Source organism: Myxococcus sp. RHSTA-1-4 (assembly GCF_020037125.1).
GTDB lineage: Bacteria > Myxococcota > Myxococcia > Myxococcales > Myxococcaceae > Myxococcus.
This window is the reverse complement of sequence record NZ_JAIQDG010000054.1, coordinates 29,976-50,629: the sequence shown is the minus strand read 5'-3', so window position 1 is coordinate 50,629 and position 20,654 is coordinate 29,976. Positions and strand designations below refer to the sequence as shown.

At 71.9% G+C, this 20,654-nt stretch carries 1 protein-coding gene; it reads left to right on the top strand.

The window, feature by feature from the left end:
* Nucleotides 1–18 precede the first annotated feature (18 nt).
* Complete coding sequence (locus tag K8638_RS41520) at nt 19–20,622, top strand: non-ribosomal peptide synthase/polyketide synthase (RefSeq protein WP_370644242.1); 20,604 nt, start codon at nt 19–21, stop codon at nt 20,620–20,622.
* Nucleotides 20,623–20,654: the final 32 nt, after the last annotated feature.

Below are 20,654 nucleotides of genomic sequence, written 5' to 3'. Positions count from 1 at the left end.
GTGTGCGCGCCGGGTGAGGTGGGGGAAATCTGGGTGGGTGGGCCCAGCGTGGCCGGTGGGTACTGGCAGCGGCCGTATGAGTCGCAGAGCGTCTTCGAGGCGTACACGGCACGCGGCGAGGGGCCCTTCCTGCGCACCGGGGACCTGGGCTTCCTCGAAGGCGGCGAGTTGTATGTCACCGGGCGGCGCAAGGAGTTGCTCATCCTGCGTGGCCGCAACCTCTACCCGCATGACCTGGAGCTGACGGTGGAGGGGAGCCACCCGGCGCTGCGTCCCGGGTGTGGCGCCGCCTTCAGCATCGAGGTGGAGCGCGAGGAGCGGCTGGTGGTGGTGCAGGAGGTGGACACGCGCAAGCTGACGACGAGCCTGGAGGACGTGGCGGGCGCGATTCGCCAGGCTCTGGCGGAGAGGCATGAGGTGCTGCCGCATGCGCTGGTGCTGATCGAGCCCGGCAGCCTGCCCAAGACGTCCAGCGGCAAGGTGCAGCGCTACGCCTGCCGGGCGGCGTTTCTCATTGGAGAGCTGCGCGAGGTGTATGCATGGCGAGGCTCTGCGCCTGTTGGGGCTGCTGGAGTAATGGCGGAGTATGCGGAGCGCACGGCGCCGCTTGCCGAGGCGAGCGTTCCTCGTTCGGAGTCGGCCGGGGGGGCTGGCGCCCATGGCTCGGCGCCGGTGCAGGCGGCGCTGGAAGCACGCGTGCTCGCGCGAGTGGCGGCCCGGCTGGGCGTTCGCGCGGAGACGCTGGATGTGTCAGCACCACTGACGCGCTTCGGTCTGGATTCCCTGGCGGCCGTGGAACTGGCGCACGCATTGGAGAAGGAGCTGGGCGTGGCGCTGCCGGTGGAGGTGGTGCTGGCCGGCAGGAGCATCTCCGAGCTGGCACGGGAGATTGGCACCTGGCGCGACGCAGCGGGAATGCTCCCGCCCATTGCCCGCGTGCCACGCACCGGTGCGCTGCCGCTGTCCTTCGCGCAACAGCGGCTGTGGTTCCTCGACCGGATGGAGCCGGGCAGTGCCTTCTACAACGTGCCCGTCGTCTCCAGGCTGGAAGGCCGGCTGGACGCGTCGGCGCTGGAGCGCGGCCTCCAGGCGATGGTGCGGCGGCATGAGGCGCTGCGCACCGTGTTCGCCGAGGAGAGGGGAGAGCCCGTCCAGCACATCCGGGACTCGTTGCCCCTCTCCCTGGCGCAGGTGGACCTGCGCGGCCTGCCCGAGGAGGCTCGGGAGGCGGAGGCCCTTCGACTCACTCGGGAGGAGGCGCGCCGCCCCTTCGACCTCGCGCGAGGGCCCCTGCTTCGCGCCACGTTGCTGCGGCTGGGCGAGCAGCGGCACGTGCTGTTGCTGACGCTGCACCACATCATCGCCGACGGCTGGTCCATGCGCGTGCTGGTGCGCGAACTGGCCGAGCTCTACGAGGGCTACTGCACCGGACGCACGCCGGTGCTGGAAGAGCTGCCCTTGCAGTATGCCGACTTCGCGGTCTGGCAACACCAATGGCTGCGTGGGGAGCAACTCGAGGAGCTGCTCGGTCATTGGCGGGCGCACCTCGCCGGAGCGCCTCCGGTGCTGGAGCTGCCGACGGACCGCCCCCGTCCCAAGGTGCAGTCCTACCGTGGGGCGCACGTGGTGCGGCACGTGGGGCGGGCCACGTGGGAGCGGGTGAAGGCGCTGGCCCAGCGCGAGGACACCACGCCTTTCGTCGTGCTCCTGGCCGGATTCCAGGTGCTGCTGCATCGCTACTCCGGCCAGGACCACGTGGTGGTGGGCATGGACACCGCGTGCCGGGACCGCCAGGAGACGGCCGGCCTCGTCGGTCTCTTCGTCAACCAACTCCCCCTGCACGGAGACCTCTCGGGGTCGCCATCCTTCCGTGATTTTCTGTATCGGCTGACCGGCGCGGTGCTGGGGGCCCGGGCATACCAGGACCTGCCCTTCGACGAGCTGGTGCGCGACCTCAACCCGGAGCGCAGCCTCGCCCATGCACCGGTGTTCCAGGTGAAGCTGGTGCTGCAGGACGCCACGTCCGCGCCCCTTCGGCTGCCGGGCCTGTCACTGGAGAGCGCCCTGGGCGACACGGGCGCCACCAAGCTCGACCTCACCCTCTCCGTCACCGACACTGCCAGCGGCCTGGAGTTGCTGTGCGAGTACGCCACCGACCTCTTCGACGCGGACACCGTCGGCCGCATGCTGGAGCAGCTCGGCACCCTGCTGGCGGAGGCCGCCGCCGCGCCGGAGCGCCGTGTTGACGAGCTGCCCCTGCTCTCAGAGCAGGAGCGCCACCGGGCCCTCGGCGAGTGGCGCCAAACCGCGCCCGCCACTCCGGACGCATGCGCGCACCACCTCTTCGAGGAACAGGTGCACCGCACGCCCGAGGCCCCGGCTGTCTCCTTCGGCGAGCACACGCTGACGTACCGGGAGCTGGACGCGCGTGCCAACCAGCTCGCCTGGCACCTGCGCTCGCTGGGCGTCGGACCCGACGTGGTGGTGGGCGTGCACCTGGAGCGCACCCCGGAGCTGGTGGTGGCGCTGCTGGGCGTGCTCAAGGCCGGTGGAGCCTTCCTTCCGCTGGACACGGCCTACCCGCCCGCCCGGCTGGAGCTGATGCTGCGCGAGGCCCGGGTGCCCGTGCTCGTCACCCGTGAAGCGCTCGCGGACACGCTGCCCTCCCATGGTGAGATGCTGGTCCTCGTAGACGCGGAACAGGCCGCCCTGGAGCGCCAGCCGCGAACGGCGCCGGCGGTGGAGGTCTCACCCGCGCACCTTGCGTACGTCATCTTCACTTCCGGCTCCACCGGCACACCCAAGGGGACGCTGCTTCAGCACCGCGGCCTGGGGAATACCGTGCGCGCCGCCAGGGAGGCGCTCGGCCTTCGCGCGGGCAGCCGGGTGCTGCAGCTCGCGGCCATCGGCTTCGACGCCTCGGTCTGGGAGATCTTCCCCGCGCTCAGCTCCGGCGCGGAGCTCTGCTTCGCACCTCCAGAGAAGCTGCTGCCCGGGCCGCCGCTCCAGCAGGTGCTGGCGGAGAAGCGCATCACCGTCATCACGGCGACGCCCACCGTGCTGACACCGCTCGCGCCCGAGGCGCTGCCAGCGCTGGAGGTCGTGGTCTCCGCGGGTGAGGCGTGCACGCCGGAATTGGCCGCCCGCTGGAAGCCCGGACGCCGACTCTTGAATGGCTACGGTCCCACCGAGGCCACGGTCTGCGCCACCATCGACCTGGACGTGGACCCGAACCGTCCGTCCATTGGCCGCGCCCTCACAGGGGCCCGAGTGTACGTGCTGGACGCGCGGATGGAGCCGGTGCCGAGAGGCGTGCCGGGTGAGCTTTACGTAGGCGGCCCGGGGCTGGCGCGGGGCTACCTGCACCGCCCCGAGCTCACCGCCGAGTGCTTCGTGCCCGACCCGTTCGCCACGACTCCCGGAGAGCGGCTGTACCGCACGGGAGACAAGGTGCGGGCGCTGGCGGATGGACGGTTGGAGTTCCTGGGGCGGCGCGATGCACAGGTGAAGGTGCGCGGCGTGCGCGTGGAACTGGGGGAGGTGGAGGCGGCGCTGGCTCAATGCCCCGGTGTGCGTCAGGCCGTGGTGGCACTGCGCGAAGACTCGGGCGAGGCGCGGCTGGTGGCGTACGTCGTCGCCGAAGAGGCACTGGAGCCCGCGACGCTGCGGCGCTTCCTCAAGGAGCGGCTCCCGGAGGTACTGGTGCCCTCCGCTTATGTGACGTTGCACGCACTGCCCCTCACGCCGGGCGGCAAGGTGGACCGCCAGGCGTTGCCCGCGCCCGAGTCCGCGCGGCCGATGAAGGAGGACTCCTTCGTGGAGCCTCGCTCGGAACTGGAGCACCGCATCGCCACGGTCTGGGCACGGGCGCTCGGGGTGACGCGCGTGGGCCTGCACGATCACTTCTTCGATGACCTCGGCGGCAGCTCGCTGCTGGTGGTGAAGGCCAGCACGCAACTGCGCGAAGCGCTCGGGAGGGAGGTGCCCGTCACCCACTTCTTCGAGCACCCCACCGTGCACGCGCTGGCCGCTCGGCTGGAGCGGGAGCTCGCCGTGGCTTCCAGTTCCGAGCCCGAGCCGCGACCGCCGGCGTCTCGTTCTTCCGAGCACGAGGACTCCCACGACATCGCCATCATCGGCATGGCGGGGCGCTTCCCTGGCGCGCCGGACATCCGCGCCTTCTGGCGGAACCTGCGCCAGGGCGTGGAGTCCATCTCCCGCTTCACCCCGGAGGAACTGGAGCCGTCCCCGCTGTTCCCGGACTCGCTGCGGAGCCACCCGGACTTCGTCCCCGCCGGCGGAGTGCTGGAGGGCTCGGATGGCTTCGACGCGGGCTTCTTCGAGGTCTCCCCGCGCGAGGCACACTGGATGGACCCGCAGCAGCGGCTCTTCCTCCAGTGCGCATGGAACGCGCTGGAAGATGCGGGTTACGACCCGGAGCGCTTCCGGGGGCTCATCTCGCTCTATGCGGGCGCGGGCACCTCGGGCGTGCACATGATGTCGCTGCTCGGGCAGACCCAGAAGGACCCGGCCTCGCTGTTCGAGGCGCTGGGGACCACCACGGGCGAGAACGTCGCGACCAAGGCGGCCTACAAGCTGAAGCTCGCCGGTGAGAGCCTCAACGTCTACACGGCGTGCTCCACCGGACTGGTGGCCGTCCACCTGGCCTGCCTGAGCCTGCGCACGCGCCAGTCCGACCTGGCACTGGCCGGCGCGGTGAAGGTCTCGCTCCCGCAGCGCACGGGCTATCTCTTCCAGGAGGGGATGATCCTCTCGCCCGACGGGCACTGCCGCGCCTTCGATGCGCGTGCTCGCGGAACCGTGCCCGGCAGTGGCCTGGGCGTGGTGGCGTTGAAGCGGCTCGCGGACGCCATGCGCGATGGCGACCACGTCTACGCGGTCATCAAGGGCTCCGCGCTCAACAACGACGCGGCCGCGAAGGTCAGCTACACGGCGCCCAGCGTGCAGGGACAGCGCGAGGTAATAACGCGGGCACTGGCCTCGGCCGGCGTGGACGCCTCCAGCATCGGCTACGTGGAGGCGCATGGCACGGGCACGCCGCTCGGAGACCCGATAGAGATCGCCGCGCTGACCCGCGCGTACCGGGCGCACACGGACCGCACCAGCTACTGCGCCATCGGCTCGGTGAAGACCAACATCGGGCACCTGGACACGGCCGCGGGCATCGCCGGCCTCATCAAGGCGGCCCTCGCGCTCCACCACGGAGAGCTGCCTCCGAGCCTCCACTTCGAGCGGCCCAACCCGGAGATCGACTTCGAGAAGAGCCCCTTCTTCGTGAACACGGCCCTGCGTCCCTGGGAGCGCGGGGAGGGCCCGAGGCGGGCCGGGGTGAGCTCCTTCGGCATTGGCGGCACCAACGCGCACGTGGTGCTGGAGGAGGCGCCGCCGCGCGCGAAGGGGCAGGGCAGCCGGCGCAACCGGCAGCTCGTCACGCTCTCCGCGCGAAGTGCTCCCGCGCTGGATGCGATGGCCCGAGAGCTGGCCGCCCATGTGGAAGCCCACCCGGGAGTGGACCTCGCGGACCTGGCGTTCACCCGGGCCGTGGGGCGCAAGGCGTTCGAGTTCCGCCGGACGGTGATTGCGAAGGACGCGGCCGGGTTGCTGCGTGCGCTACGGGGACCCGGCAGGGCCTCCGAGGTCCAGGACCTGGAGGCGGCCCGCTCCGCCCGGGTCGCCTTCCTCTTCCCGGGACAGGGCGCGCAGTCGGTCCGTATGGCCGCCGGTCTCTACACGTCCGAGCCCCTGTTCCAGCGCGAACTGGATGCCTGCCTCGCGCTGCTTCCCGGGGCAGGACTGGCGGAGGACCTGCGCCCGGTGCTCTTCCCGGAGCAGGGAATGGAAGCCCCAGCGGAGGCGAAGCTCTCCGAGCCGCGTCTCTCACTGCCCGCGCTGCTGGCGGTGGAGTACGCCCTGGCGCGGCTGTGGATGAGCTTCGGTTTCAAGCCCTCGGCACTGCTGGGGCACAGCTTCGGTGAGTACGCGGCGGCGTGCCTGTCCGGGGTGCTGTCCCTGGAGGACGCGCTGCGCCTGGCCGTCATCCGAGGCGAGCTGCTGTCGCGGCTTCCGCCCGGCGGCATGCTGGCGGTGGGGCTCTCCCCGGAAGAGGTGATGCCCCTGCTGCCGGACGAGCTGGATCTCGCCGCGCTCAATGGTCCCGACCGCTGCGTGGTGTCCGGTCCCCGCGAGGCGCTGGAGGAACTGGAGCGCACCCTGGACAGGGACGGCGTGGGCATGGTGCGCATTGCCGCGGCGCACGCGTTCCACTCGCGCGCCGTGGAGCCGCTGATGCCCGCGCTGGAGCGGGCCGTGGCGGGCCTGACGCTGCGCGCGCCCACCATCCCATATGTCTCCAGCCTCTCGGGGACGTGGATCCGTCCCGAAGAGGCGACGTCGCCGCGCTACTGGGCACGGCAGATGCGCGAGCCGGTCCGCTTCGCCGCGGGCCTGGAGGCGCTGGTGCAGTGGGGCTGCGGCTGGTTCATCGAAGCCGGCCCGGACCAGAACCTCACCGCGCTGGCCCGGCCGCGCCTGCGCATGGAGCGCCAGGCCATGGTGGTGCCGTCGCTCCCCCGGAGTGGCAGCTCCGCGCCGGACGAGCAGACCCTGCTGGAGTCACTGGGCGCGCTGTGGTGCGCCGGCGCGGTGGTGGACTGGGACGGCTTCCATGCCCACAAGCAGCGCCGCCGCGTTCCGCTGCCGGGCTACGCCTTCGAGGAGAAACGCTTCGGTCTGGAGATGCGCCCGCTCGCGCCGCGGACCGTGGTGGCCCCTGCATCCGCGGCGCCTCCGGTGGTTGCCGCGGAGCCCGCCGCTTCCGCCCCGTCCACGCCGGCGCCGCGCGCGCCGCGGAGCGACATCGAGCAGCGGCTCGTGGAGCTGTGGCGCGAGCGCCTGGGCATCGCGGAGATCGGCCCGGACGACAACTTCCTGGCGCTGGGCGGCAACTCACTGATGGCGGCGCAGCTCCTCACCCGGCTGCGTGACACCTTCCAGGTCCAGGTTCCGCTCAGTGATTTGTTCGAGGCCCCCACCGTGGCCAGCCTGGCCGCGCGCATCGAGGCCCGGCTCCAGGAGGAGGCTCCCGCCCGTCAGGCCTCGACGGGGGAGATGCGGACCATTCCGCGCACGGGCGAGCTGCCGCTGTCCTACGTGCAGGAGCGCGTCTGGGCGCTGGAGCTCCAGGAACCGGGCAGCTCCATCTTCAACGAGCCCCTGGCGGTCCGCATCTCCGGGGCGCTCCAGGCCGCCGCGCTGGAACGCGGGTTCAACGAGGTCATCCGCCGGCACGAGTCCCTGCGCACCGTCTTCCAGCAGGTGGAGGGCAGGGCGGTGCCGCGCATCCTGCCCGAGGTGAGCATCCCGCTCCCCGTGGTGGACCTGCGCGGCTTCGCCGGGGACGTCGAGGCGGAGGTGATGCGCCGGGCCCGTCTCGACCCCGCGGAGCCCTTCCAGCTCGACCGCGGACCGCTGGTGCGCGTGCACCTGTTGAGGCTGGCGGAGACCGAGCACGTGCTGCTCGTCACCATCCACCACATCGTGGCGGACACGTTGTCCCTGGTGAACTTCATCCGGGAGGCGATGGCCCTCTACACGGGCTTCGTCCACGGCGTCTCCGTGCCCCTGCCGGAGCTGCCCGTCCAGTACCTCGACTTCGCGGCATGGCAGCGCCGGGCGCTCGCGGACGGCACGCTGGCGGCGCAGCAGGCGTACTGGCGCCAGCGGCTCGCGCGGCGGCCCGGGCCCCTCCCGCTGCCGCTGGACCGCCCCCGCGTCCCGGGGGCTCGCAGGCGCGGTGAGCGCCTCTCGTTCGCCCTCTCGCGGGAGCTGAGCGCCGCCCTGAATGCCTTCGGCCAGCGCGAGAACCTCACGGCGTACATGACGCTGCTGGCGGGCCTCAAGGCCCTCCTGGCCCGCTGCTCGGGGCAGGACGACATCGTGGTGGGGACATCCATCGGCAACCGCACCCGGCCCGAGCTGGAGCCGCAGATTGGCTATGTGGCCCATGCGCTCGCCCTGCGCACCCGCCTGGAGGGCGACCCCGGCTTCCGCGAGCTGGCGCGGCGCGTGCGTGACACCACGCTGTCCGCGTTCGCCCATCCGGACGTGCCCTACGAGCAGCTTCTCGGAGAGCTGGAGCCCGGGGAAGAGGCGCGTTACTCGCGGCTCTTCGATGCGGTGTTCCTCCTGCACGCGCAGGGTGTGTCCGCGCCCATCCTGGACTTCCCGGGGCTGCGGCTGAGCTACCTCGACGTCACCGAGCTGCCCGCCCAGTACGGCACCGCGCTCGCGGACATGACGGTGCTGATGCGCGAGGACGAGCACGGCTTCTCCGGCATCCTGGAGTACGCCGTCGACCTCTTCGACGCCGCGACCATCCGGCGAATGCTCTCGCAGATGGAGGCACTGCTCGCGGATGCGATGGACTCGCCGGACAAGCCACTGTCGCGCCTCTCGCTGACACGCGATGCTGCCCTCGCGAAGCCCACCGCGCCGCGCGTGCCGCCACACCCGCAGGCGCCGGGCGCGCGGAAGCCGCTGGACTTCAGCCTCTTCTTCTTCGCCAACGACGTGGAGGCGTCCGGCAGGGCCAAGTACCAGCTCCTCATCGACGGCGCGAAGTTCGCCGACACGCACGGCTTCAGCGCGGTGTGGACGCCCGAGCGGCACTTCCACGCCTTCGGTGGGCCGTACCCCAACCCCATCGCCACCAGCGCCGCGCTGGCCATGGTGACCGAGCGCGTGGCCATTCGCGCCGGCAGCGTGGTGCTGCCCCTGCATGACGCCATCCGCGTGGCGGAGGACTGGTCCGTCGTCGACAACCTCTCCAACGGCCGGGCGGGCGTGTCCTTCGCCGCGGGGTGGAACGTCAACGACTTCGTCTTCGCCCCCGGGAACTTCCACCAGCGGCCCGAGGCCATCCGGCGCGGAGTCGAGGAGGTGCGAACCCTGTGGCGCGGCGGCAGCGTGCGCCGCACCAACGGCCAGGGCGCCGAGGTGGAGGTCTCCATCCGCCCCCGGCCAGTGCAGGCCGAGCTGCCCATGTGGCTGACGGCCGCCTTCAACCCGGACACCTTCCGGCTGGCCGGAGAGCTGGGCGCGGGCCTGCTCACCAACGTGCTGGGACTGGGCCAGGACTTCGAGGAGCTGGCGCGCAAGATTGCCCTGTATCGCGAGGCCCGGCGCAAGGCGGGGCACGACCGGGGCCACGTGGTGTTGATGCTGCACACCTTCGTGGCCGGCAGCGTGGAGGAGGTGCGGCGTCAGGCGAGGGAGCCGCTCATCCGCTACTTCCGCAGCTCCGTGGAGCTGTTCCACGGGCTCGTGGCCAGTCAGGGGCTGGGCTTCGACCCGCGCAGCCTCACCCCGCGCGACATGGAGGTGCTGCTGGAGCAGGGCGTCTCGCGCTACCTGGAAGCGGGGGGCCTCTTCGGCACACCGGAGACGCTCGCCGCGCGAGTGGAGCAGCTGCGCCACGCGGACGTGGACGAGGTGGCCTGTCTCATCGACTTCGGTCTTCCGCATGGAGTCGCCATGGAGGGCCTGCGGTACCTGGACGTGCTGCGCCGGCGGAGCCACGCCGAACCCGCGCCGGCACCGCGCCTCCCGGAGCCACCGCGTCCCGAGCCCCGTGTCCACACGACCGGGGCGATTCCGCGCGCTCCGAGGACCGGGCCGCTGCCGCTGTCCTTCGCTCAGCAGCGGCTCTGGTACCTCGCGCAGCTCGAGCCCAACAACGTGGCCTACAACTCGCCCATCGCGCTGCGCATGAGCGGACCGCTGGATGTCGCCGCGGTGGAGCGCGGCATCAACGCGCTGGTGCGACGTCACGAGGTGCTGCGCACCGTCTACCGGCACGACGCGGACGAGCCTTCCCAGCACATCCTTCCGTCACTGGAGGTGCCGCTGGCCCGCGTGGACCTGCGGGGGCTGTCCGGGTCCAGCGCGGAGGAGACGCTGCAGGAGCGCATCCGTGAGCGCGTGCTCCAGCCGTTCGATCTGGCGAGAGGGCCGCTCATCCGGGCCACCCTGTTCCAGCTCGCGGAGGAGGAGCACGTGCTGCTGCTCATCCTCCACCACATCATCACGGACGGGTGGTCCGGAGCGGTGCTCGCCCGCGAGCTGGCGGTGCTCTACACCGCCCACCGCGCCGGCGTCCCCGCGCCCCTGCCGGAGCTGCCCATCCAGTACGCGGACTACGCGGCCTGGCAGCGTGGATGGCTCCAGGGCAGGGCGCTGGAGGAGCTGCTCTCCTGGTGGAAGCGCGCGCTGCACGGCGTGAGCGGCGTGCTGGAGCTGCCCACGGACCATCCGCTGCCGGCGCGGCCCACGGGCCGGGGCTCCAGCGTGCCCGTGCGAATGCCGCGCTCGCTCGTGGACGGGCTGAAGTCGCTGGCCCTGCGCGACGGGGCCACGCTGTTCATGGCGCTGGTGGCCGGCTTGCAGTCGCTGCTCGGGCGCTACGCGGGCCAGGACGACGTCACGGTGGGCACGCCCATCGCCGGACGGAACCGTCCCGAGCTGGAGGGGCTCCTCGGCATCTTCGTCAACACGATGGTCCTTCGGGGAGACCTCACGGGCGACCCGTCCTTCCGCACCCTGCTGGGCCGCGTGAAGGCCATGGCGGTCGGCGCCTACGCACACCAGGACGTGCCCTTCGAGAAGCTGGTGGAAGCCCTGGAGGTGCCTCGCGCGCTGCGGCGGATGCCGCTGTTCCAGGTGATGGTTGCGCTCCAGAACGTGCCTCCGGCGGAGGCGGCGCTCCCCGGCATGAGGATTCGCGCCCAGCCGCTCACCAGTCTCGCGGCGAAGTTCGACCTCACCTTCGACCTCACGGAGACGCCGGAAGGACTGGCCGGCACGCTGGAGTACAGCACCGACCTGTTCGAGGCGGCCTCCATGGTCCGGCTCGTGAACCACCTCCAGCGGCTGCTGGAGGCCGTGGTGGCACAGCCGGAGCGCCGCCTGTCCGAGCTGTCCCTCGTGTCCGAGGACGAGCGGAGGAAGCTGCTGCTCGAATGGAACGACACCCGGGCCGGCTTCTCCCGCGAGACGACCCTGCCCGCGATGTTCGAGGCGCGCGCCGCCCGGACGCCGGAGGCGCTGGCGTTCAAGATGGGCGCGGAGTCACTCACGTACGGTGAGCTGAACCGGCGGGCCAACCAGCTCGCGCACCACCTGCGCTCGCTGGGCGTCCGCGCGGAGACGCGGGTGGGCGTGTGCCTGTCGCGCTCGATGGAGCAGGTGGTGTCCGTGCTCGCCGTGCTCAAGGCCGGCGGTGCGTTCCTCCCGCTGGAGCCCACGCATCCCCCCGAGCGGCTCGCCTTCCTGCTGGGCGACTCCCAGGCCCGCGTGGTGCTCACCTCGACCGAACATCTGGACCGGCTCCCCGCGAGTGGGGCCTCCATCGTCGCGGTCGACACGGACGCGGCCCTGATTGCCAGCCGCCCGGTGCACGACCCCACGCCCCGGCCGCACGCGGAGAGCCTCGCGTACGTGCTCTACACCTCCGGTTCCACCGGCGTGCCCAAGGGCGTGCTCGGCCACTACCGGGGCATCGTGAACCGGCTGGAATGGATGTGGCGGGACTTCCCCTTCCAGCCGGGAGAGGTGTGCTGCGTCAAGACGGCGCTCGGGTTCATCGACTCCCTCTGGGAGCTCTTCGGCCCGCTGCTGGCGGGCGTGCCCTCCGTGCTCGTCCCCGAGGCGACGGTGCGCAACCCGCCGGAACTGGTCCGGCTCCTGGAAGAGGAGCGCGTCACCCGCATCCTGCTGGTGCCGTCGCTGCTCCAGGCACTGCTGGAGATGGAGGGCGGGCTCCAGGGCCGGCTCCCCCGCCTGGGATGGTGGATGACCAGCGGCGAGAAGCTGCCGGAGGCGCTGGCGCGGCGCTTCCGCGCGGAGCTGCCCCGGGCCACGCTGCACAACGTCTACGGCCTGTCGGAGATCGCCGCGGACGCCACCTGGGACGTGGTGGGCGAGGGGGACATCACCATCGGACGGCCGCTGTCCAACGTGCGCATGTACGTGCTCGACCGGGCGCTGCGGCTGGTGCCGCCGGGACTGCGCGGAGAGCTATATGTGGCCGGTGAGGGCGTGGCGCGCGGCTACATGGGCCGGCCGGACCTCACCGCCGAGCGCTTCCTGCCGGACCCGTTCTCCTCCGAGCCGGGCGCGCGGATGTACCGCACCGGCGACCGGGCGCGGTACCGCGAGGACGGGCGGCTGGAGTATCTCGGCCGCGCCGACTTCCAGGTGAAGGTGCGTGGCGTCCGTATCGAGCTGGGTGAGGTCGAAGCGGCGCTGGCGCAGCACCCGGCGGTGCACCAGGCCGCCGCCACCGTGCGCGAGGACGGGCCCCACGGCCCATGGCTGCTGGCCTACGCCGTGCCGCACTCCGGGCAGCGCCTGGACAAGAAGGAGCTGCGGGCCTTCCTCCTGCGGAAGCTGCCCGAGGCGATGATGCCCTCCGCGGTGATTCCGTTGGAGGCGATGCCGCTGACGGCCAGCGGCAAGGTGGACCGGCGGGCCCTGCCAACGCCCGAGGCACAACGGGGCGAGGTCCGCGCCCACGTGGAGCCCCGCACCGATACCGAGCGCGCGGTGGCTCGCATCTGGAGCGAGGTGCTCAACGTCCAGGGAGTCGGAGCACTCGACAGCTTCTTCGACCTGGGTGGCCACTCGCTGCTGGCCACGCAGGTCATCTCCCGCCTCCGCAACACGCTGAAGGTGGAGCTGCCGCTCCAGGAGCTCTTCGACCTGACCACCGTGGCGGCGGTCGCGAAGCGCATCGACGCGCTGGCACCGGCTGCTTCGAGCCAGGGCGCTCCCGTGGCCATCGTCCCGAGCGAGGCCGGGGGCCCGCGCCTGGCGCCCCGAGGGAGGCGCGCGGAGCTGTCCTTCGCGCAGCAGCGGCTCTGGTTCCTCGACCAGTACCAGCCGGGCAGCGCGCTCTACAACGTCCCCGCCGCGTTGCGGATGGAAGGGACGCTCGACGTGGGCGCGCTGGAGCGGGCCTTCGCGGAGCTGGTGCGCCGCCACCAGTCCCTGCGCACCACCTTCCAGGCCCGCGAGGCTGGCCCGGTGCAGGTCATCGCCCCGGAATGGACCTCCCGCCTGGAGCGGGAGTCCCTCGGACACCTGCCGGAGCCGGAGCGTGAGGCCGAGGCGCCGCGGCTGGCGCGCGAGGAGGCCCGCCGTCCCTTCGACTTGTCGAGCGGGCCGCTCCTGCGCGCGCGACTGCTCTCACTGTCGGAGCGCTCCCATCTGCTGCTGGTCACGATGCACCACATCATCTCGGACGGCTGGTCCACCGGAGTGCTCATCCGGGAGGTGGCCACGCTGTACGAGGCCTTCGCCTCGGGGCGGCCGTCACCGCTGCCGGAGCTGCCCATCCAGTACGCGGACTACGCGGAGTGGCAGCGCGAGTGGCTCCAGGGCGAGGTGCTGGAGCGGCAGCTCTCCTGGTGGAAGCAGCGGCTGGAGGGCATCCCTCCCGCGCTGGAGCTGCCCACCGACAGGCCGCGCACCGCGGACACGAACCATCCTGGCGCCACGCTGAAGGTGGAGCTGCCCGCCGGCCTCACGCGGCGGCTGCGTGACGTCAGCCGGGAGGAGGGCGCGACGCCGTTCATGGTGTTGCTGGCCGGCCTCCAGGTCCTGCTGTCCCGGTACTCCGGACAGGACGACATCTGCGTGGGCGCTCCCATCGCCGGACGCAGGCAGGCGGAGACGGAGGGACTCATCGGCTTCTTCGTCAACACGCTGGTGATGCGCACGCGGCTGGACGGCGACCCCACCTTCCGCGAGCTGCTCGGGCGCGTGAAGGAGATGGCGGTCGGTGCCTACGCCCACCAGGACGTGCCCTTCGAGAAGCTGGTGGAGGCGCTCCAGCCCCCGAGGCAGGCGGACCGCACGCCGTTCTTCCAGGTGGCGCTGGTGCTGCTCAACACCCCACAGGTGGACCTGGAGCTGCCAGGCCTGCGGTTCCGGCCGCTGGACGTCGACAGCGGCACCTCCAAGTTCGAGCTCACGCTGACGCTGGCCGAAGCGCCGGAGGGCCTGTCCGGGAAGCTGGAGTACCGGAGCGACCTGTACGCGCCCGGCACCGCGGAGCGGATGATGGCGCACCTGGCGCGGCTGCTCGACAGCGCGCTGGAGCACCCCGAGCAGCACCTGTCCGAGCTGTCCCTCCTGTCCGAGGAGGAGCGGCGCCGCGTGCTGGTGGAGTGGAACGCCACCAGCGAAGCGTCCTGGCGCGAGGCCTGCGTGCACACGCACTTCGGCGCCCAGGCCGCGCGCACGCCTCGCGCGGTCGCGGTGGAGCTCGAGGGGTTCCGGCTCACCTACGCGGAGCTGGAGCGGCGGGCCAACCAGCTCGCGTGGCACCTGCGCTCCCGGGGCGTTCGCACCGGGGACCTGGTGGGCGTGTGCATGGAGCGCTCGCTGGAGATGGTGGTGGCCATGCTGGCCGTCCTCAAGGCCGGCGCCGCCTACGTGCCGCTCGACCCCCAGTATCCCGCCGAGCGGCTGGCGTTCATGGTGGAGGACTCCGGGGCCTCCCTCGTGTTGACGCAGTCTCACGTGGCCCCGGTGCTGCCCTCGGCCCCGGGGGCACGCATGTCACGCGTGGACACCGAGGCCGGGGCCATCGCCCGCCAGCCGGGTCACGCCCCGGACCTCGACGTACCTCCCGGTTCCACCTGCTACGTCATCTACACCTCCGGAAGCACGGGCCGTCCCAAGGGCGTCGTGGTGCCCCACCGCGCCGTGTCCAACTTCCTCACGGGCATGGACGCGCTGCTCGGAGGATGCCCGCCGGGCGTGTGGCTGGCCATCACCAGCATCTCCTTCGACATCCACGTCGTGGAGCTCCTCTGGACGCTCTGCCGCGGCTATCACGTGGTGCTGCATGACGAGCATGCCGCGACGCGCAAGGGCTCCGTGCTCCCGCTGCCGGAGTTGCTGCGCCGCCACGCGGTGACGCACCTGCAGTGCACGCCGTCCTTCGCGCACTCATTGTTGCTGGCGCCGGAGACGGTGGCGCGCCTGGGCTCGTTGAAGCACCTGCTCCTCGGGGGCGAGGCGCTTCCCGGCTCGCTGGCGAGACAGCTCCGCGCGGCCCTGCCCGCGATGACGCTCACCAACCTGTACGGCCCGACGGAGACCACGGTCTATTCCACCCTGCACACGGTGGTGACGGACGACGCACCGGTCACCATCTCCATCGGCCGGCCCATCGCCAACACGCGGGTCTACGTCCTGGATGAGCGCGGAAGGCCGGTGCCGGCCGGTGTGCCCGGCGAGTTGTTCATCGGCGGCGAGGGTGTCACGCGGGGCTACCTGGGCCGTCCAGGGCTCACGGCCGAGAGGTTCGTGCCCGACCCGTTCTCGCGCGAGCCGGGTGCGCGCCTGTACCGCACCGGAGACCGCGTCCGCTGGACGGCGGAGGGCACGCTCGACTTCCTGGGCCGGCTGGACGGGCAGGTGAAGGTGCGCGGCTTCCGCATCGAGCTGGGCGAGGTGGATGCCGCGCTGCGCGATGCACCGGGAGTGCGGGATGCCGCCGCCACCGTGCGAGAGGACTCGCCGGGCGACAGGCGCCTCGTGGGCTACGTGGTGCTCCAGCCCGGCGCCACCTGGGAGCCGGACGGCGTGAGGGAGTCGCTGGCACGACGGCTGCCGGAGTACATGGTGCCTTCGGCGCTGGTGCGGTTGGAGGCGCTGCCACTCACACCCAACGGCAAGCTGGCCCGCCGCATGCTGCCAGCCCCGGACGTGGACAGCGTGCGGGGTGGGGCGCCACAGGTCGATCCAAAAAATCCGCTGGAGGCGACCCTCGCGAGCATCTTCGCGGCCGTGCTGAAGCTGCCGCGCGTCAGCGTGACCGATAGCTTTTTCTCCCTGGGTGGTCATTCCTTGCTGGCAACCCAGGTCATCTCGCGAGTCCGCGGCGAGCTCGGTGTGGAGCTGCCGCTGCGGACTCTCTTCGAATCCCCCACCGTGGCCGCGTTGGCCCGCCGCATCGATGGGAACCGTGAAATGGAGTCACTCAAGGCACGCGCGCCGGTCATCGTGGCACGCACGGAGGAAGCGGAGCTGTCCTTCGCCCAGCTCCGGCTCTGGCTGGTGGACCAGTACCAGCCGGGGAGCGCGCTCTACAACGTCCCCGCCGCGCTGCGGCTGAAGGGCACGCTCGACGTGGGCGCGCTGGAGCGGGCCTTCGCGGAGCTGGTGCGCCGCCACCAGTCCCTGCGCACCACCATCTGGGCCCGGGAGGGCCGGCCCGTCCAGGCCATCCATCCCGACATGCCCTGCGCCCTGGAAGTGACGGACCTGCGGCAGGTGTCCGAGCAGGAGCGGGAAGGGGAGGCCTTGCGTCTCGCACGGGAGGAGGCGCAGCGCCCCTTCGACCTCGCGCGCGGGCCGCTGCTGCGCACCGGGCTGCTCCGCCTCGCCGAAGAGGAGCACGTGCTGCTGGTGACGATGCACCACATCGTCTCCGACGCCTGGTCCCTCTCCGTGCTCGTTCGCGAGGTGGGCGCGCTGTACGACGCCTTCCTCACCGGCCAGCCGTCGCCCCTGCCGGAGCTGCCCATCCAGTACGCGGACTACGCGGTGAAGCAGCGCGAGTGGCTCCAGGGCGACGTGCTGGAGTCCCAGCTCGCCTGGTGGAGGCAGCGGCTCGAGGGCGCGCCGCCGATGCTGGAGCTGCCCACCGACAGGCCGCGCACCACCGATGCCCGCAACCCGGGCACGGAGGTGAACGTGGAGTTTCCGCGCGAGCTGACGCGCGCGCTCGGAAACCTGTGCAAGCGCGAGGGCGCCACGCTGTTCATGGGCCTGCTTGCCGGACTCCAGGCGCTGCTGTCGCGCTACTCGGGCCAGGACGACATCAGCGTGGGCGCGCCCATCGCGGGCCGCAGGCAGGCGGAGACGGAGGGCCTCATCGGCTTCTTCGTCAACACGCTCGTGCTGCGCACGCGGCTGGACGGCAACCCCACCTTCCGTGAGCTGCTCGGCCGCGTGAGGGAGGTGACGCTGGGGGCCTACGCCCACCAGGACGTGCCCTTCGAGAAGCTGGTGGAGGTGCTCCAGCCCACGCGGCAGGTGGGGCAGACGCCGTTCTTCCAGGTGGCGCTGGGGTTGCTCAACACGCCGCCCCTGGAGCTGGCCCTGCGCGGCCTCACCCTCAAGCCGCTGGCGGAGGTGGACAGCGGCACGTCCAAGTTCGACTTCACCCTGACCCTGAGCGAGAGCCCCCAGGGCCTCGCCGGCACCCTGGAGTACCGGACGGACCTGTTCGACGCGTCCACGGCGAAGCGGATGATGGAGCACCTCCGCGTGCTGCTGGAGAACGCCGTGGCCTACCCGGGCCGCCGCCTGTCGGAGCTGTCCCTCCAGTCCACCGTGGAGCGGCGCCGCGTGCTGGTGGACTGGAACGCCACCGCCGTGGACTACCCGCGCGACGCGAGCCTGCCCGCGCTCTTCGAGGCCCAGGTCACGCGCTCGCCGGACGCCGTGGCCCTCCAGTGCGGGGAGCTGTCGCTCACCTACGCGGAGCTGGAGCGCCGCGCCAACCAGGTGGCGAACCACGTGCGCGGTGAGGGCGTGCGCACCGGGGACCGCGTGGCCCTGTGCATGGAGCGCTCACCGGAGGCCCTCATCGCGGTGCTGGGCATCCTCAAGGCCGGGGCCGCGTACGTGCCGCTGGACCCGGCGGCTCCGTCCGAGCGGCTGGGCTTCATGCTGGAGGACACGGGCGCTTCGTGGGTCCTCACCCTCCGGGGCTCGGAACAGCACCTGCCCTGGAAGGACGGGCGCGTGCTGTTCCTCGACTCGGACCGGGAGCGCATCGCCGCCGCGCCGGACACCGCGCCGGGCGTGGAGCTCACCGGCGCCGACCTGGCGTACGTCATGTACACCTCCGGCTCCACGGGCCAGCCCAAGGGCGTCTGCGTGCCGCACCGCGCGGTGGCGAGGCTGGTGGTGGGCACCGGCTTCGCCCGGTTCGGGCCGGAAGAGGTCTTCCTGCAGCTGGCGCCGCTGGCCTTCGACGCCTCCACCTTCGAGCTGTGGGGCAGCCTGCTGCACGGCGCCCGGTTGGTGGTGCCGCCGCCCCACGCCCCGACGCTGGAAGAGCTGGGCCGCCTCCTGGACCAGCATCGCGTCACCACGCTGTGGCTGACCGCGGCCCTCTTCGAGCAGATGGCCGTCCATCAACCCGAGCCGCTGGCGCGGGTGAAGCAGGTGCTCTCCGGCGGTGACATGCTGAACCCGGCACGTGTGCGCGAGCACCTGTCCCGCGGGGGACGGCTGGTGAACGGCTATGGCCCCACGGAGGGAACCACCTTCACCTGCTGCCACGTGCTGACCGACCCCGCGGAGGTGGGGCACTCGGTCTCCATCGGCCGGCCCATCGCCAACACCCGCGTGTACCTGCTGGACACCGCGCTGCGGCCGGTGCCCGTGGGCGTGCCGGGCGAGCTGTTCATCGCCGGAGACGGCCTCGCCTGGGGCTACCTGCGGCGGCCGGACCTCACCGCGGAGTGCTTCATCCCCGACCCGTTCAGCCCCGTGGCCGGCGCGCGGCTGTACCGCTCCGGCGACCTGGCCCGCTGGTTGCCGGATGGCCGGCTCCAGTTCCTCGGGCGTCGCGACGCGCAGGTGAAGCTGCGCGGCTTCCGCGTCGAGCCGGGCGAGGTGGAGGCGGTCCTCTCCCGGCACCCGGCCCTGCGCGAGGTGTCCGTCATCGCGCGTGACGACATGCCCGGGGGCAGGGCGCTGGTGGCCTACGTCACCCCGCGCCCCGGACAGACACCGGAGTCGAAGGACCTGCGCACGTTCCTCCGCGACCGGCTGCCCGAGTACATGGTGCCCTCGGTGTTCGTGGTGCTGGACTCGCTGCCCGTCACCCGCAACGGCAAGCTGGATCGCCGCGCCCTGCCACACCCGGACGCGGTGGACTCCGGCGTGGAGCGGCGCGAGCACGTGGCCCCGCGCACGCCCGTCGAGGAGCAGGTGGCCGCGCTGGTGACCCAGGTGCTCCGGAGGGAGCGCGTGGGCATCCACGACGACTTCTTCGAGCTGGGGGGCCACTCGCTGCTGGGCACGCAGCTCCTGTCCCGCATCCAGCACACGCTGGGCGTGGAGCTGCCGCTGCGCGTCCTCTTCGAGGGCCCCACCGTGGCCGACCTCGCGCGGCGCATCGAGGGGGAGCAGCGCGCCCCGGCGCACGCGGTGCCTCCGCTGGTACGGGTGTCCCGGGACGGGCCGCTGCCGCTGTCCTTCTCCCAGGAGCGGCTGTGGAAGCTGTTCAAGTTGAACCCCGGCTCCACGGCCTACAACCAGCCGGGGGCGTTCCGCTTCGCGGGGACGCTGAACGTGGACGCGCTCCGGGCCGCGCTCCAGGCGCTGGTGGACCGCCACGAGTCGCTGCGCACCACCTTCACCGAGGAGGGCGGGCGCCCCGTGCAGAAGGTGCTCCCGTCGCTCCGGTTCGAGCTGCCCCTCATCGACCTGCGGGGACATGAGGACGCCGAGGCGGAGGTGTTCCGGCGCGTCGGCGAGGAGGCGCGCAAGCCGTTCGACCTCGTGCATGGACCGCTGATCCGCAGCGCGCTCTTCCAGCTGGCGGACGCCGAGTACCTGCTGCTCTTCAGCAAGCACCACATCCTGTCGGACGGCTGGTCCGAAGGCGTCCTCACGCGCGAGGTGGCGCATTTCTACAACGCCTTCGCCTCTGGCCAGACACCGGCGCTGCCACCTCTGAAGATTCAATACCCGGACTTCGCGGCGTGGCAGCGCGGGTGGCTTACCGGCCGAGATCTGGAGTCCCGCCTGGGCTACTGGCGCGTGGCGCTGGCCGGCGCGCCGACGCTGCTGAACCTCCCCACGGACAAGCCCCGGCCGCCGACGAGGACCTTCAACGGCACGTCGCTCCCGGTGGAGCTGGGCAGGGCCCGCAGCGACGCGCTCCACGCGCTCTGCCAGCAGGAGCGGGTGACGCCCTTCATGGCGCTGCTGTCCCTCTTCGGCACGGTGCTTTGCCACCGCGCGGGCCAGGAGGAGGTCGTCATCGGCTCGCCCATCGCCAACCGCACGCTGCCGGAGCTGGAGCTGCTCATCGGGCTCTTCGTGAACGGGGTGGCGCTCCGCGTGGACCTGCGCGGGGGCCCTACCTTCCGCCAGCTCCTCGCCCGCGTGCGCGACGTCACGCTGGGGGCGTACGCCCACCAGGAGGTGCCGTTCGAGCAGGTGGTGGATGCCATCGGCGTCCAGCGGCTGCCCAACCGGACACCGCTCTTCCAGGCCATGTTCGCGTTGCAGAACGCGCCGTCGGAGCCGGTCCAGCTCCCCGGGCTGACGCTGCTGCCCATGCCCGCCGCGGACCGCGGCGCCTCCATCTACGAGCTGGCCCTGGCACTGTTCGAGGTGGAGGACGGCTTCCGCGGCGACCTGGAGTTCAACGTCGACCTGTTCGAGCCCTCCACCATGGAGCGCCTGCGCGACGCGCTGCTCGCGCTCCTGGACCGGGTGCTGGCCTCCCCGGAAACGCCCCTGGGCCTCGGCAGCCTGCCCGGGGGGCCCCATGAGTCGAGGTGAAGTGGTTCCACCGCAGCCCGTGATGAGCGCAG